A 16,649-nucleotide genomic window follows, 5' to 3' on the forward strand; every position below is an offset into this window, starting at 1 on the left:
CTAATCCGTTTTTCGTTTTAGGTTCATGCGTTACTCAGCAACGTCTGCAGCGGGCTGGGTGCTAGGACTTACGCGACGGATTTGTAATACGATACCCAGTTTAGGGTGATCTAAATAATGAATTTCGCCACTTATTACCCGTCGGCTTTGCTTAATATTGACACTCTGCAGCGTACCACCTTCAACTCGACGTAAGTTAAAATCAGTATTAACAAATAGATAATGATCTAAATGGAGTTTAAATAGGCCATCTAATTGCCAAACTTCACTCGGTAAATTGGCGAGGTTTTTATTGTCGCTCACGTCAGATGCGGCCGTAGCGGGTTGATCAAGGGTAACCCCCGCAGCTAACTGTTGGCGGCGGCTTTCAATTTGTTCAAGCAATCCGATAGGGGCTTCGCTAGGGGTATTTTGCGGTGCTGTATTCAATAGCGCCGTGTCGCGTTGTTTTACTTGACCCCAATAATCAAAACGTGCGGTAAAGTTTTCACCGGCAAACCAACGACTGGGGATCGCTCTACGCTCCGTTACCGGTGCTTGCCGCCAAACAGTATGTAATAACACCTGGTTTTGACGTTGCCGGCGCAATCGATCCGCTACCTCATTTAAAGTAAACGCAGTCTCTTCAGCTAAATAGGCGTTGTTGCCTATTGCATTGCTGCCATCACCCGCGAGTTTGGGTAATATTCTTGCCGGCCAAGGCGCCTGTTTGTTAAGGACATACTCTGGAAACAGACTCGGCTTTTGCCAGGCTAACGGCTGCGTTTCTTGCAAGCACATAATCGAGGTCGGCAGGCTCCAGCTGCGTGGAAACAGTCCGCTACTTGCGGTTGTCACCGCTGAAGGCGAACACGTTTCCAGCCCTTGCACCAAGGCAGAAATTGGCGGATTATGATGGGCACTCACCAAATCAATGTTTCGCCCCAAACGAATTGGCGTGACCTGTTCAGGAAAATACTCCTGCAATTGACTATCGGGTGTGCGTTCAAAAATGATCATTTCAATTTCAAACCAACGCTCATTAGCCTGTAATTGTAATGCATTAAATAACAAACAGCCGGTGAGCAAAAGCCGAGCTTTCATGAATGTCCTACCTTATGTTTAGCAAAGTCGGCCAGCATCTGCGTGATCAGGCCTAGTCGTTCTTTATGATCGCCTGTCGTGATGTTAAAACGCAGCTTCTGGCCACCTTCAAGTTTAAATATTTTCGCTTGTTTTTGAATCAACGAAATAATGTAACTTGGGTTAACCTGAGTTTTCTCTGCGAATTCTACCACACCGCCCTTAGTGTTGGCTTCAATCCGTTTAATGCCAAGTTGCTGTGCATGCAGTTTTAGTTGCGCTATGGCCACTAAATTTTTTGCGGCATCGGGTAATAGTCCAAAACGATCAATTAACTCGACCTGAACTTCGTCTAGTTCTAGTTCATTTTTAGCACTGGCCAGCTTTTTATAAAACGATAAACGTAAGTTCACATCTGGTATGTAATCATCTGGGAATAACGCCGGCAGTTTTAAATCCATTTCTGTTTGTTGACTCAGCATAGCGTCTAAACTGGGTTCGCGTCCTGCTTTTAACGCTTGGACGGCTTCTTCCAACATTTCCATATATAAACTAAAACCAACAGATTCTATTTGACCGCTTTGTTCATCCCCTAGCAGTTCGCCTGCGCCACGAATTTCTAAATCGTGCGTCGCTAACGCAAAACCCGCGCCCAGATCTTCTAAACTGGCGATAGCCTCGAGCCGTTTAGCCGCATCTTTGGTTAATCGTTTCGGCGGCGGGGTTAGTAAATAGGCATACGCTTGGTGATGCGAACGGCCCACTCGGCCTCGCAATTGATGTAGCTGGGCTAAACCAAAATTATCTGCGCGATTAATAATAATGGTGTTTGCCGTGGGCACATCAATGCCAGTTTCAATAATGGTGGAACAGAGTAAGAGGTTATAGCGCTGATGATAAAATTCCGCCATGATCTGTTCGAGCTCACGTTCACGTAGCTGGCCATGCGCGATGGCAATGTTGGCTTCAGGGATCAGCTCTAGTAAATCGGCGGCCATTTTTTCAATCGTAGCCACATCATTATGTAAAAAATACACTTGGCCACCACGTAATATCTCTCGCATGATGGCTTCACGTAATAAGCCTTGTTCATATTCTCGTACAAAGGTTTTTACCGCTAATCGCCGTGCAGGAGGGGTAGCGATGATAGATAAATCACGCATGCCTGACATAGACATATTGAGTGTCCGTGGAATAGGCGTAGCCGTAAGCGTTAAAATATCGATATTGGCGCGCAGCGCCTTGATTTTTTCTTTTTGTCGCACCCCAAAACGGTGTTCTTCATCAACGATAAGCAGCCCCAAATCGTGAAGTTTTATATCATCTTGTAATAACTTATGGGTGCCAATCAAAATGTCCACTTTGCCGTTTGTGACATCTTCTAATATCGCTTTTTGCGCTTTGGGACTAACAAATCGTGACAGCACCTCAACACGAACAGGCCAGTTTGCAAAGCGATCTTTAAAGTTTTCATAATGCTGCTGAGCAAGCAGTGTAGTGGGAACTAATAAAGCGACTTGTTTACCATCGTTAACGGCGATAAAGGCGGCACGCATTGCCACTTCTGTTTTTCCAAAACCTACATCGCCACACACTAAGCGATCCATGGGTTGCGGTTGCTGCATATCCTGTAATACTGCGTTGATTGCATCCAATTGATCGGGGGTTTCTTCAAAAGGAAAGCTGTCAGCAAAGGCTGCGTAATGTTCATCATCAATTTTAAAGGCATAGCCTTGATGCGCGGCACGCTGCGCATACACATCTAGCAACTCGGCGGCCACATCCCGTACTTTTTCAGCGGCTTTGCGTCGTGCTTTTTCCCATGTATCGTTGCCGAGTTTATGCAACGGCGCGTGATCGGCATCACTGCCAGAATAACGACTTAATAAGTGTAAGGACGAAACAGGGACATAAAGTTTACTGCTACCGGCATATTCAATGGTCACAAATTCAGCGGTAATGCCGGCAGCGTCCAACACTTGAAGGCCTTGATAACGGCCGATACCATGTTGTAAATGCACGATGGGCTGGCCGATACTGAGCTCTGCAAGATTACGAATAATCGTTTCAGAGGATACTTGCTGGCTTTGTTTGCGTCGTCGGCGCTGACTGATTTTTTGACCAAACAGCTCATTTTCACTGATCAATGCCAAGGGGGGCGTTGTGGTTATTAAGGTGCCCTGATCTAGAGCACCCACCATCACGGCAATGTCTTCATCTTGCTGTAGAAAGTGCGACAAACTGCTGGTTTGTGGTAAATGAACGGCCGATTTATGCAATAGTTGCAATAGACTTTCACGCCGACCTTCGCTTTCCACAAAGAATAATGCGCGGCCTTGCTGGGTTTTTAGCGTGGTTAAAAACTGTAATAACGATTCTAGTGGGTTTTTCAGTTGATGGTTGATGCTGATATTCGGTAATTCACCGACTGGCGCATTCTGCTGGCCTGATTTTGCCGGTAAACTGGCGCGGCTTAACTTTAGTTTCGGATAGCTTTTTAGCTTGGCAAAGAGTTCATCGGTAGCCAAGTATAATTCTTGCGGTGGCAGAATTGGTCGCAGTAAATCAATAGCGCGATCCTGATAACGGCGCCGCAGTTCATTCCAGAATTGATCGGCACTGTGTTCGATATCACCGCAAATCATGATGTGGCAATGCGCAGGTAAGTAATCAAAAAATGTGGCGGTACTAAGCGCAAATAAGGGTAAATAATACTCTATGCCTGCGGGTAAAATGCCTTGCGAGACTTGCTGATAAAGGGATTCTTTTTCGTTACGCGCCGCAAAACGTTCACGATATCGCAGCCGAAAGCGTTCGATGGCCTCTTTGTCTGTAGGAAACTCATGTGCCGGTAATAGCGCAATCTCCGGAACGGTGTTAAGACTACGCTGCGTATCAGGATCGAATGTGCGTATGGCATCGACTTCGTCATCAAAAAAATCAATACGATAGGGCACTGTGGCGCCCATCGGATATAAGTCGAGTAACGAGCCTCGTACGGAGAACTCGCCGTGTTCCATCACTTGGTCTACATGCCGATAGCCCACAGCAGCAAGTTGCTGCTTTAATGCGGTAAGATCGGTTTGTTGTTTAGCGGCCACAATAAAACTGTGTTGCTCCAAATGTTCGCGGCCCGCGATTTTCAGTAACAGTGTGCTAACCGGCACAATCACCAAGGCTTTTTTTAGCCGAGGTAATTGATATAAGGTGGTTAGGCGCTGCGAAATAATGTCTTGATGTGGCGAAAAGCTATCATAAGGTAAGGTTTCCCAATCGGGTAGCGTTAGCACAGGACATTGCTGTGGATCGATAAACACGGCCAGCTCTTGTTCAAGTCGCATGGCGGCGGGAGTATCTTGCACAATTAACACCGAGACACCTTGCTGTTGAGCCAGATAACTGGCAATCGCTAACGGTAAGGCAGCGCCTGTTAATTGTCCCCAAGCTTGTTGATCGTAAAGACCATTGTCAGATGCCTGTAAACGCGGTATTACTGGAAAAACACTCATCAAAATTTTAAATCCGTATGCAAAAAAGCCTGTTACAGCGAAAGACGTGATCTGGTTTAGCGTTGCTCTGCTTTTAATTTCAGTTGTCGAGCTTGTTGTTGCAGACTACTACGCACCAGTAATTCACGATCTTCTTCTCTCATTTGTCGAAATACGACCTTAACTAAATAACCCGTAGTATGTGGTTCCGAGCTTAACACTTGGCCAAAACAAAATACGGCGCCGGCATTGTCAGCTAAAAATAATTTTACCTCAACAACTTGCAGCGGAGTAAAGGGGATACTGGCAAGAAAGGTCATGCCGGCTCCCCCATAGCTAAGGGTTACAAAGCGGTTTTCAGCTGCATCTTGCTGACGCAACACGTAATGTAGCAATAGATCGAGTTTTTTGGCTTGATGTTGTAAGTAATTAGCAAGCTCTTCGGCTAAATCTCCCACGCGTTGTAACGAACGCAAGGCGTTTAAATTTAATTGCCCTACATTGCCGGCAAGCAAAAAGGGTTCCGGTATACTGGCCAGAAATTCGGCAGCTGTCGGTAAGCTACCGTCTTTCGCGACTACGTTTGTGACAATAGCGTGCTCAACTTTGAAATACTGCTGAAAGTCTGCGGCTAACTCGTCCAGTTCAGAATGCATTGCTCACCCCCGGCTGACGCTTGTTATTGTGCTGAATAATCACTATTATCGGCACCACTTTAGCGCTAATTTATCATCTAACTTGGGTAAAGTCCTGAAAATTAACATGCAGCTACCAGTCAGTTTATTCATTGGCTTACGTTATAGCCAAAGCCGTAAAGGTAATGCCTTTATCTCATTTATCACCCTTTTTTCTATGGCTGGCATTTTGTTAGGCGTGATGGCGCTGACTATTGTTAGCTCGGTGATGAATGGCTTTGAAGCGGACTTAAAAAAACGTATTTTAGGCGTGGTCCCGCATCTTGTGGTTCAAAGCAGCGCTGCCGATCAACCTTGGCAGGCTAAATTACGGCAACATAGCGTTGTGCAAGATATTACCCCTTTTCTGCAAACCGAAGCTTTAGTGCAGTCGTCACGTCAGTTAACTGCGGTGATGTTACAAGGCTTAGATCCCGCGGCATTACCTGAGTTTTTACAGCAATCCTTAATTTTAGGCCGTTGGCAATCGCTAAGCGAGCAACGTTTTACCGTGATGTTAGGACGAGGGTTAGCGGAAGAGCTTGAGGTGCATGTAGGACAACAAGTCCGTATTTTACTGGCGCAAGGCGGCAGCTACAGCCCATTGGGGTGGATGCCCAGACAGCGTTTGTTCACCGTTGCTGGGATTATTGACACGGGCTCTGAAATTGATCAGGTAATTATGGTTACCGCACAACAGGATCTGGCCCGATTACTGCCCGCAAAGGAACGAACAGTGGCTTGGCGTGTGAGTTTAGCCGAGCCTTTTCAAGCGCCAATTTTAGCGGCTGAATTGGCGGCTGATCCCAGCGTTACACAGGTTCAAGATTGGCGACAAAGCCATGGAAAATTGTTTGCAGCAGTGGCGATGGAAAAAGCCATGATGTGGCTAATGTTATTATTAATTGTCGCGGTGGCCGCGTTTAATATTGTGTCTGCTTTAGTCATGATGGTGACAGAAAAACAAGCTGAAGTGGCCATTTTAAAAACGCAAGGTATGACCGATGGCGCTTTGTTTCGCGTTTTTGCCTTTCAAGGGTTAGTGAATGGCGTTTTTGGGGCCATTTTGGGTGTCGCTGTTGGTGTCGTGGCGAGTTGGCAACTCAATAATATTATTGCATTGTTTGGCTTACAGGTGGCTGGGGGAATTCAATTGCCTGTGGTTATGGATGTGTCACAAATTATCAGTATTTTTGTTTCTGCCATCAGTCTCACGTTACTTGCGGTGCTTTATCCCGCCTGGCGTGCGGTGAAAATTAATCCTGCGGAAGTATTGCGTGATGAATAATGTATTAGAAGCTCGTCAAATCTGTAAAAGCTATCGTGATGGACAACATGTCACAGAGGTTTTAAAAAACGTTAATTTGACAGTAGCGGCTGGCAAGATGATTGCTATTGTTGGCAGTTCAGGTTCGGGCAAAAGCACCTTATTACATATTTTAGGGACTTTGGATGCGCCTGATCAGGGCGATGTGACGCTTGCCGGACACGCGGTATCCCGCTTATCAAACGCTGCAAAGGCGCGGCTGCGAAATGAAAAATTAGGGTTTATTTATCAGTTTCATCATTTGTTGATGGATTTTACTGCCGTTGAGAATGTTGCTATGCCTTTGATGATTAGAGGCATTGCTGGCAAATACGCGCAGCAACAGGCCGCCGAATTGCTGACGCGGGTAGGGCTTGGGCACAGGCTTACCCATAAACCCTCTGAATTAAGTGGTGGCGAGCGACAACGTGTGGCGATTGCGCGGGCGCTTGTTACAAAACCCGCTCTCGTGTTAGCCGATGAACCTACAGGGAACTTGGATCTTCATACCGCGGAATCCATTTATCAATTGTTGCGTGAACTTAATCGCGAATTGGCCACCAGTTTTGTTGTGGTTACGCATGATCGGGTGCTGGCCGCGCGCTTAGATCAGCAATATGCCATGGTAGAGGGGCATTTGGGGCCCTTGGTATGAATAAACTGGTTTGGCAATTAGCACGACGTTATCGTTCTACACGGCATACGAGTGGATTTATCCGCTTTATCTCGGCATCGTCAACGCTGGGAATTGGGCTTGGTGTTGCGATTTTAATTTTAGCGTTGTCGGTAATGAATGGTTTTGAGCTGGCGTTAAAACAACGTTTATTAGCGGTGATCCCCCATGTTGAACTTGAGGCGGTGGAGCATCGCTTGCAGGGGTGGCCAGCAAAAGTGGACACCTTGGGTAAGGTTGAAGGGGTAACGGCCGCCGCCCCTTATATCAAAGCAAATGGCATGTTACGCCGAGGCAGTGAGGTAAAAGCCGTTCAGATCAGGGGCATTGCCCTCGATTATGAGCGGCAACTTAGTGATTTTACGAACTTCGTTACAAGTGGCAGTGTGGCACAACTCACTTCGGAGCAGTTGGTGCTAGGCTCGGGCGTTGCAGAGACGCTTAATGTTGTGGTCGGCGATACAATTCAGCTTATGCTGCCGCGATTTACTGATGATGGCAGCTTGGCCAGTTATTCTACGCGGGTTTTAACCGTTTCTGCGATTATTGCCGTGGGTGGTCAAATGGATTACAGCCAAGTGTGGCTGGATATTGATGCTTTGGCGCGTTTTTTGGAAATGCCTGCGGGTTCAGTGCAAGGCTTGGCCTTTCGGATCCAAGACATTTTTGCCGCGCCGGTCATGGCGAGAGTGTTAGGCCAACAATCTGAAGACTATGTCTATATGCTCGATTGGTTTCGCACCCAAGGCCACGTTTATCAGGATATTCAAATGGTCAGGGCTATTTTGTATCTGGTGTTAGCGCTGGTGATTGCCGTAGCGTGTTTTAATATTGTGGCAACGTTAGTCATGGCCGTTCGAGAAAAGGAATCCGATATTGCCATTTTGTTGACGATGGGCATGCCTCCGGCGGCGTTGATTAAAACCTTTATGTTGCTAGGCTGGTTAAATGGTGTAGTAGGAACACTTGGCGGGGCGGTTGTCGGCGTGCTATTAGCCCGTTATATCGAACCTATATTTGCGTTTATTACCCAGATACTTGGCCGTTCTTTATTGGATCCAAGCATCTATTTCATTGATTTTGTGCCTTCTAGCTTAGTCTGGCAAGATGTGTTTATCACGGTAGGCTTAGCGCTTGGTTTGAGCTTGTTATCAACATTGTATCCGGCCTTTAGAGCCAGTCGGGTGGACCCTGCACGAGTACTAGGCCAGCGTTAAAGGTGTTTGACACCTATTATTTGTATCGCACATCACCCTTTATTACGGATTTTACGGATACTGTTTTAACTCTCCCCTTAGTTAAGGGGTAGATTCATTTAGGGGGAGATTGCGCGCGCCGTTGCTTGTATTTTATATAGCGCGCTAATTTTTCTTTGCGAATAGACAAGCGCCATAACCAATCTATGGCGAAATACCCAACGATACTTGCCGTTATACCCATCAACAAACACCCAGTGATTAACGGTTTACCAATGGTTTTCATACTGTGAAATAACCATTCAAAACTTGCTTCAAACAAAAATGGCTCGGGAGGCGCTTTTAGCACAACGGTACCGATTAAGTAACATAAATAAAACATAACCGGCATGGTGAGCGGGTTTGAGATCCAGACTAGGGCTACCGATAACGGGAGATTGACACGAAAAGGAACGGCCATTAACGCCGAAAAAACCATCTGAAAAGGCAGAGGCATCCACGCCCAAAACAGACCTACAGCAAAAGCACCGCGCGCGGAACGACGATTTAAATGCCATAAATTACCATCATGCAACAAGGTACCAAACAGATTTAATATACGCATCTGCTTGATTTTTTGTGGAGATGGTAAATATTTCTTAATAGTCTTCTTTGGCATTACAACCTATTAACGAAATAATAATATGCAAACATTTTGTACAGGTGTTATTGCGGGATGCCTGTTGTCGTTGTTGTTACCTGCGCTGCCACCGTTCTTTTTACTGATCGCGGCGGGTGCAGTGGCACTGAGTTTTCTCTGTAAACAGTATTTTATTGCCGGAGTCAGTGTCTTTATACTTATTTGGCTTGGACAACTACAACATTACCAGCATGCTCAAACTGCACTTTTTGCTAGCACACAGCAATATTATGATGTGCGAATTGTAGCGCAACGACGCTTGGATGAACAGGCTGTTTTGCTGCATTTAATTATACGGCAAGGTGAAGCACAGGGGTATCAATTGCATGTGCATTGGCGAGATGCACCGGCTACTGCAGTAGGACAGCATTGGCGCTTAGCTCTGCGCTTACGCCCGGTGTCCGGTCACCGTAATCCACACCAACGATCACGAGAAACACAGGCATTGCTGCAGGGGGTGCTGGCAGAAGGTTATGTTGATCCAAATATGCCTTCGATATTACTGCATCATGCTGCCCCAATGAGGCAGCGCATCATCTCCCAATTAGCAGGATGGACACACGGCCTAAGTAGTGCGCCTTTGCTAATGGCTTTGACGGTAGGTGAGCGTGCGTTTAGTCCAGATTTATGGCTTGGGATACAACACAGTGGGCTTGGGCACATTCTAACGATTTCTGGATTACATATTGGCTTAGTGTTTGGTTGGGGTTATGCAATAAGTAAAATCTTACTGTCACGAACTGCATTGCCGCAGCGCGAGGTATGGCAATTATGTTCTGCCTTAGTGCTGGCATTGTTGTACGCGTGGTTGGCCGGTTTTGCCATCCCAACGTTAAGAGCCGCCGCAGCATTATTGCTTGTATTAGGGAGCAGAGTGTTACTTCGGCCTTTACAAGGACGATACGCATGGCAGCTATTGGTGGCCGTATTGTTGCTAATAAACCCTTTTTGGGCGTTAAGTTATAGCTTTTGGCTCTCGGTACTTGCCGTGGGGATCATTATTTTTTTGGCGTGGTGGTTACCTGCAATGCCCAATGGGATCTGGGCAAAGTTACGTTATTTTTGTCTTTTTCATCTGGTATTAACGTCATTAATGTCTTTGATTGGTGCTGCATTTTTTGGTGGTATCAGCATGCTGGCTTGGTTGTCTAATTTGCTCTTTGTCACTTGGTGCAGTTTAGTTGCGATACCGGTATTGTTGATTACCTTGTGTTGGAGTCTCGTGGGACTGCCGCTGGCGCATTTTGGCTGGCAATTAGCGGATATGTTATTTCGCCCGCTGTATCGTTGGTTGGTTTGGAGTGCTGAGCAACCTGTGTGGTGGACAGTGCCTGAATTGAATCATGCTGTTGTCTTATTGTTGGCACTGGCTGTTTTAATCTATATCGCGCTGCGGCAAACGGGGCCCCCTGCGTTTATGCTCTTTGCAACGTTAATTATCGCGTTTTATATTCCCCGACAGGTGCAATCGCGCATTATCTTATTAGACAGTGGTCAAAGTACGGTTTTGCTGGCGCAACAGGCCGGCCATACGTGGCTGTATCTGGATGCCAATCCTGCACAACTGGAACAGCTTGTGCGGTATCATCTTTTACCCCAATTACGCGTTCAGCGAATTCACGCATTAGGCCCCGTTATTATTCCTAAAGTCGATCCCGATATGCTCCCGGCTTTAACGCTATTATCTGGGCGCTATCCAGACATACGTTTTTATACCACCACCCCAATTACGGAAAACAGTTATGCATGTCAGCAAATTGTAGCTGATTTCCCGCTATTACCGTTTACACATTGGCCGCTTGCTACTGCCGATCCTTGTGTACTAAGTACAGATTTTGCAGGATGGCAGGTGTTGTTACCAGGTCGTTTGACACGCACGAGTGAACAGCAATTGTTAGCGTCTTATCCGTATCTTCAGGCTGATTTTTATTTATTGGCGGATTATGGACGTGCCAGTGCCAATTCATTGCCTTGGTTAGCGCATTTAGCCCCCGTGACACTGTTGCTCAGCGCAAATCAGCAGGGAGCACATCAGTATCCGCTTCGTGCTGTGCAGCAACGTATCGATTTATTGAATTTGCCGCTTTATCATACCGGTCAGCAGGGGGCCATAACACTTACCTTTACCGAAAAATCGTTTAAAATTCTAGCAGAACGTTCTCAATCTGATCTACGCTGGTTAGAAAAGCCTGCAGAATAGCTGAAACCTTGGCAACAACACGCTAGAATAGCCAAGATAATGTATAAAAAAGGTTTTTACTTTGCAGACAGAACATTCAACTTCGGTTGCGGTATACCGCCGCTTGCTTTCTTATTTAAAGCCTTATCGTCTTGGTTTCGTAGCAGCTATCTTAGGCATGGTAGGGTATTCTGCAATTGATGCGGCCTTTATTGCGTCAGTACAGCCCTTTATAGATCGTGGTATTCAAGAAAAAGATACTGACTTTTTAAAGTTGGCGCCCCTTATCGTGATCATTATGTTTGTGTTGCGAGGCATTTTTCACTTTACAGCAACTTACTGTATTAGTTGGGTTGGAAATCAAATTGTCAAAGATATGCGCCAGCAATTGTTTGGTCATATGATGCGTTTGCCGGTGAGTTTTCATGACAAACATTCCACGGGCGAATTGATTTCAAAAATTACTTACGATGCCGAGCAAATTAAACAATCGTTAACCAAGGCGTTAATTGTATTGGTAAGAGACGGAGCCTTAGTTATTGGCTTAATTGTGGTGATGTTTTGGTACAGCTGGCAGTTATCGCTGATATTTTTTCTGATTGCGCCCGTTATTGCCGTTATTGTGAGTTTTGTGTCTAAACGCTTTCGTCAATTAAGCCATAAAATCCAGCATGCCATGGGCGGTGTTACTACGGCGTCAGAGCAGATGCTCAACGGTCATAAAGTGATTCTCTCTTTTGGTGGTCAGCAAATCGAGGACGCACGCTTTGCCGAGGTGAATAATCAAACGCGCTTACAAGGCGTTAAAATGGATTCTACGTCGGCCATTAGTTCTGGCGTAATACAATTAATCGCGTCTTTTGCTCTGGCGTTTGTGGTGTATATGGCCAGTCAACCCGAAATGCTTGACACGCTAACCGCAGGTATTTTTTCCGCTATCGTGACCTCAATGGTCATGTTACTTAAGCCATTAAAGCAACTCACTACGGTGAACAGTGAATTTCAGCGCGGCTTAGCGGCGGCAGCCAGTATTTTTAAGGTATTAGATGAAGCGGCTGAACGTGAAACCGGTAGCAAAGCGTTACAACATGCGAAAGGCGATATTGCGTTTAACAATGTCAGTTTTCATTATCCGGGTCATCAGCAACGGGTGTTAAATGAGATTACGTTTGCAGTTCCCGCGGGGAAAACGGTAGCGTTAGTGGGACGTTCTGGTAGCGGCAAAACCACCATTTCGAGTTTATTACCGCGGTTTTATGAGGTAGAGCAAGGCCAAATTTTGCTCGATGGTGAGAATATCCAAGCGTATACGCGGGCATCGTTACGAGAGCAAATTGCAGTGGTATCTCAGCATGTGATGTTATTTAACGATACCATTGCTAATAACATTTGTTACGGCATGGCAACGCCGGTAAGTCGCGAACAGTTACTGGATGTAGCAGAAAAAGCCCATGTTATGGAATTTGCGAATAAGATGCCTGAGGGCTTAGATACGCAAATTGGCGAAAATGGCGTGAGTTTATCTGGAGGTCAACGTCAGCGAATTGCGATTGCGCGGGCGTTACTACGACAGGCACCCGTACTGATTTTAGATGAAGCGACGTCGGCGCTCGACACCGAGTCTGAGCGAAAAATTCAGGCGGCATTAGATGTGCTGCTTAAAGGCCGCACCAGTATTGTTATTGCGCATCGGTTATCCACTATCGAAAATGCCGACAGCATTATAGTGATGGATCAAGGACGTATATTAGAACAAGGCACCCATGCTGAGTTGCTGGCATTAGGTGGCGCTTATGCGTCGCTGCATAAATTACAATTTGGCAGTGATAAATAATGCCATTAGAGCGTGGTTGGTATAACAAATCTGGCTGGTGCTATTTACTGTTACCATTAAGTGCGCTGTTTTGGTGTATTACCCGCGTTAGGCGTTGGTTATTTAAGATTGGGGTAAAGGCATCAACGCGTTTACCTGTGCCGGTGATTGTGGTCGGGAATATTTCAGTTGGCGGTACGGGTAAAACGCCGTTTACACTGTGGTTATGCCAGCAATTGCGACAGCATGGATTTACCCCAGGCATTATTAGTCGTGGTTATGGTGTAAGGCTTGCCGAGCCAAAATTGGTCTTGGCGCAGCATAGTGCCGCGCAAGTGGGTGATGAGCCTTTGTTACTAGCAGAGCGCAGCGGGTGCCCAGTGGTGGTGAGCCCTAATCGTATTGCGGCTGGCCAACACTTACTTGCCAAACATCCGAAAGTGGATATCATTATTTCCGATGATGGCTTACAGCACTACGCATTGCAGCGTGATATGGAAATTGTGTTAATTGATGGCCAGCGTGGTTTAGGTAATGGGTGCTTGTTACCTGCTGGGCCGTTACGCGAGTTGCCTTCTCGTTTACAACAGGTTGATTTGGTTATCGCCAACAGCGGATTTCATCCGTTAGCTGATGGTAGTATGCAGATACATGCCTCAGGCGCAATGGCGTTGTTAGCCGATCAACCTGCGCTGACGCCACAGGAGGCGGTAACATTAATTGCTGGGATTGGTAATCCACAACGCTTTGAGCGTTCGGTCTTAGCCGCAGGCTATCAGATCGCGGCACAGCGTTTTTTCGCCGATCATCATCCTTTTTGTGCTGCCGATTTTGCTGGAATCACCACGCCAATATTAATGACAGAAAAAGATGCGGTAAAATGCCGCGCATTTGCGCAACCAGGTTGGTATTTTTTGGCAGTAGAAGCCGCGCCTGATCAGCAGATCATTGATAAACTGACGACAAAACTTAACTTATTACGGAGTCATTATGGCCATTAATACGGCACTCACGGATATATTGGCCTGCCCTTTATGTAAGGGTAAGTTAAAGTATGATAAAGAACAGAACAGACTGATTTGTACCGCTGATAGACTGGCCTATCGCATTAGCCAAAATATTCCGGTCTTATTAGCCGATGAAGCGACAGCCTTAACCAGCGACGAGTGCGAAAAATGGCGTTCATAGTCGTTATTCCGGCGCGTTTTGCTAGCAGTCGTTTACCGGGCAAGCCATTAGCCGATATCGCGGGCTTGACCATGATTGAGCGTGTATATCGGCAAGCAGAACAAAGTGGCGCAGCGCGGATCGTGGTCGCTACCGATGATGAGCGTATTGTGGCAGAGGTGCGGCGTTTTGGTGGGGAGGTATTGTTAACCTCCACGCAGCATAACTCCGGAACAGAGCGTTTAGCTGAAGTCGTCACGACATTACAACTACCACCTGATACCATCGTGGTTAATGTGCAAGGCGATGAGCCCTTTATTCCGCCAGCCATTATTCAGCAAGTTGCCGCGAATTTAGCCTCTCAGCAAAAGGCAAGAATGGCGACCTTAGCGGTACCCTTAGGTGAGCTTGCTGATATTAATAATCCAAACGTGGTGAAAGTGGTGACCGATAAACAGGGATATGCCTTGTATTTTAGCCGAGCGACAATTCCATTTGATCGGGATCGCGCCTTTACCAGCGAGTTTGCTCAGCATTATCGTCGACATATTGGGTTATACGCTTATCGTGCCGGTTTTATTTTAGATTATGTGCAATGGCCAAGCTCTACACTCGAACAGATTGAAGCCTTAGAACAACTGCGTGTGCTATGGCAAGGGGAGGCGATTCATGTAGCGACCGCCTTGGAAACTCCCGCCGTTGGCGTGGACACCGCAGACGATTTAGAACGTGCGATTCGAGTTGCTCAGCAGCATGCTTAAACCGCTAGAAATCATTAGCCAAACCACGGATTTTGTGGTGGTAAATAAACCTGCAGGGCTGAGTTTTCATTCTGAAACGGGGCCGGGTCTGGTGGTGTTAGCAGAGCAACAATTAGCCACAAAGTTGTATCCTATTCATCGCTTGGACAAATTAACCTCAGGGCTGTTGATTCTCGCGCGCTCATCTAAAGCGGCGGCTGCCCTAACGGAGTTATTTACCACACGCCAGATCAGTAAATATTATCTTGCATTAAGTACGCAAAAACCTCTGAAAAAACAAGGATGGATCAAAGGAGATATGCAACCCGCTCGTCGGGGAGCGTGGCGTTTGACTACAACGCAGTCTCACCCTGCGGTGACGTATTTTGTTAGTCATGGGTATCAGGAATGGCCTTTTCGCGCGTTTTTATTGCGGCCCTATACGGGGAAAACGCATCAATTACGTGTTGCGTTAAAAAGCCAAGCTGCTGCCATTTTGGGTGATACGCTTTATGGTGGTTCGACTGCAGATCGTATGTATTTACATGCCTTTGCTTTAGCCTTTATCTATCAGGGAGAATCCTATCAATTTACCTTGTTACCAGATAGTGGTGCGCAATTTGCTGCTTTAATGACGGCGAAATTACCTGAAACATGGTACACACCTTGGGATGTGTCGTGGCCCGCAGCTCCAAAGCTATCCGAATCCCTAACCACGCTTCGTGATGAGTAAATAAGCTTAAATACAATAAGCAGGAATTTTATGTCAGATTTTCATACGCGTTTTGCCGGGATCAGCCGTTTGTATGGGGCCGGCGCGTTAGCTGCTTTTCAGCAGTCGCATGTTGTTGTCATTGGTATTGGTGGTGTAGGCAGTTGGGCCGCTGAAGCCTTAGCACGTTCGGGTATAGGCGAAATCACGCTGATTGATCTCGATGATGTGTGCGTAAGCAATATCAATCGGCAATTGCATGCCCTAACCGATACAGTGGGGCAGGACAAGGTGGCGGTGATGGCCGCACGTATTTTACAGATTAACCCTGATTGTAAAGTTAATCAGGTTGCCGATTTTATCGCGGCCGATAATATGTCCACGTTATTGGCAAATAATGTTGATTATGTGTTGGATGCCATTGATTCTGTGAAGGCTAAAGTCGCACTTATTGCGTGGTGCAAGCGGCATAAAGTTCCGCTTATTACTACGGGGGGGGCGGGCGGACAACTTGATCCGACCCAAATTCAACTCGCTGATTTAACGCTCGCTTTCAATGATCCACTGCTTGCCAAGGTGCGCAATATGTTGCGACGTAATCATCAGTTTAGCCGTAATCCAAAGCGCCGCTTTGGTGTCGATTGCGTGTTTTCAACCGAACAATTGCGTTATCCACAAGCCGATGGCAGTGTGTGCCAACAAAAACCAGCGGTATTAGCCGATCAGGCAACGGCAATGCGCTTAGATTGCAGTGGCGGCTTTGGTGCTACTACAGTGGTCACCGCCAGTTTTGGTTTTGCTGCCGTGTCGCGTATTTTGTTTAAGCTACAGGCTAAAGCACAGCGTACTGTTATCAAACCGATCGACAGTTAATCGCGTTCGGTTACCACTAATCGACATATAGAAGAGGCTCTGTGCGACTTAAACAGACGTTAGACATTCTGGCAAACTAGATAACGG

Annotated in this window: 14 protein-coding genes; 10 read left to right on the forward strand and 4 right to left on the reverse strand. The window is 46.5% G+C overall.

The features are described 5' to 3' along the window. Positions 1–30: 30 nt before the first annotated feature. The 3 genes from IE070_RS07585 to IE070_RS07595 are packed head-to-tail and all read right to left on the reverse strand — an operon-like array spanning position 31 to position 5,206. Positions 31–1,083: a CsiV family protein gene (locus IE070_RS07585; RefSeq protein ID WP_189482086.1), complete on the reverse strand. Its 1,053-nt coding sequence runs from the start codon at positions 1,081–1,083 to the stop codon at positions 31–33. Next, entirely contained in the window at positions 1,080–4,571 is a 3,492-nt protein-coding gene (gene mfd, locus IE070_RS07590; RefSeq protein WP_189482089.1) for a transcription-repair coupling factor, read from the reverse strand. The genes IE070_RS07585 and mfd overlap by 4 nt, the downstream gene beginning before the upstream one ends. A 56-nt stretch (positions 4,572–4,627) precedes the next feature. Continuing rightward, positions 4,628–5,206 carry a PilZ domain-containing protein gene (locus IE070_RS07595; protein ID WP_189482090.1) on the reverse strand — a complete coding sequence of 193 codons (579 nt, stop codon included), beginning with the start codon at positions 5,204–5,206 and terminating at the stop codon, positions 4,628–4,630. 106 nt (positions 5,207–5,312) lie between these two features. Between IE070_RS07595 and IE070_RS07600 the strand changes: the two genes are divergently transcribed. The 3 genes from IE070_RS07600 to IE070_RS07610 are packed head-to-tail and all read left to right on the forward strand — an operon-like array spanning position 5,313 to position 8,420. Then, positions 5,313–6,512, forward strand: a complete 1,200-nt coding sequence (locus tag IE070_RS07600; RefSeq protein ID WP_189482092.1) for a lipoprotein-releasing ABC transporter permease subunit — start codon at positions 5,313–5,315, stop codon at positions 6,510–6,512. Beyond that, entirely contained in the window at positions 6,505–7,185 is a 681-nt protein-coding gene (gene lolD, locus IE070_RS07605; RefSeq protein WP_189482225.1) for a lipoprotein-releasing ABC transporter ATP-binding protein LolD, read from the forward strand. Before IE070_RS07600 ends, lolD begins: the two co-directional genes overlap by 8 nt. Next, positions 7,182–8,420, forward strand: coding sequence for a lipoprotein-releasing ABC transporter permease subunit (locus IE070_RS07610; protein WP_189482094.1), 1,239 nt, complete (start codon positions 7,182–7,184; stop codon positions 8,418–8,420). Before lolD ends, IE070_RS07610 begins: the two co-directional genes overlap by 4 nt. A gap of 94 nt (positions 8,421–8,514) precedes the next feature. On the opposite strand, the gene IE070_RS07615 is transcribed toward IE070_RS07610, so the two are convergent. Next, positions 8,515–9,057, reverse strand: a complete 543-nt coding sequence (locus tag IE070_RS07615) for a DUF2062 domain-containing protein (protein WP_189482096.1) — start codon at positions 9,055–9,057, stop codon at positions 8,515–8,517. 25 nt (positions 9,058–9,082) lie between these two features. On the opposite strand from IE070_RS07615, the gene IE070_RS07620 reads away from it, so the two are divergent. From IE070_RS07620 to tcdA, 7 genes are all read left to right on the forward strand, one after another. Beyond that, positions 9,083–11,278 (forward strand): ComEC/Rec2 family competence protein, encoded by a 2,196-nt coding sequence (locus IE070_RS07620; protein ID WP_189482098.1) that lies wholly within the window; start codon positions 9,083–9,085, stop codon positions 11,276–11,278. 61 nt (positions 11,279–11,339) lie between these two features. After that, the gene (gene msbA, locus IE070_RS07625) at positions 11,340–13,091 is read left to right on the forward strand and encodes a lipid A export permease/ATP-binding protein MsbA (RefSeq protein WP_189482100.1); all 1,752 of its coding nucleotides are present in this window, start codon (positions 11,340–11,342) and stop codon (positions 13,089–13,091) included. Next, positions 13,091–14,071 carry a tetraacyldisaccharide 4'-kinase gene (gene lpxK / locus IE070_RS07630; RefSeq protein ID WP_229796976.1) on the forward strand — a complete coding sequence of 327 codons (981 nt, stop codon included), beginning with the start codon at positions 13,091–13,093 and terminating at the stop codon, positions 14,069–14,071. The genes msbA and lpxK overlap by 1 nt, the downstream gene beginning before the upstream one ends. Then, on the forward strand, positions 14,061–14,258 hold the full coding sequence (locus tag IE070_RS07635; protein WP_189482102.1) for a Trm112 family protein: 198 nt from the start codon (positions 14,061–14,063) through the stop codon (positions 14,256–14,258). The genes lpxK and IE070_RS07635 overlap by 11 nt, the downstream gene beginning before the upstream one ends. Continuing rightward, positions 14,246–14,998, forward strand: coding sequence for a 3-deoxy-manno-octulosonate cytidylyltransferase (kdsB, locus tag IE070_RS07640; RefSeq protein WP_189482104.1), 753 nt, complete (start codon positions 14,246–14,248; stop codon positions 14,996–14,998). The genes IE070_RS07635 and kdsB overlap by 13 nt, the downstream gene beginning before the upstream one ends. Then, entirely contained in the window at positions 14,991–15,710 is a 720-nt protein-coding gene (locus IE070_RS07645; protein WP_189482106.1) for a TIGR01621 family pseudouridine synthase, read from the forward strand. Before kdsB ends, IE070_RS07645 begins: the two co-directional genes overlap by 8 nt. A gap of 30 nt (positions 15,711–15,740) precedes the next feature. Continuing rightward, entirely contained in the window at positions 15,741–16,562 is an 822-nt protein-coding gene (gene tcdA / locus IE070_RS07650) for a tRNA cyclic N6-threonylcarbamoyladenosine(37) synthase TcdA (RefSeq protein ID WP_189482108.1), read from the forward strand. Positions 16,563–16,649 lie beyond the last annotated feature (87 nt).

It is taken from the genome of Alishewanella tabrizica (assembly GCF_014652375.1).
GTDB lineage: Bacteria > Pseudomonadota > Gammaproteobacteria > Enterobacterales > Alteromonadaceae > Alishewanella > Alishewanella tabrizica.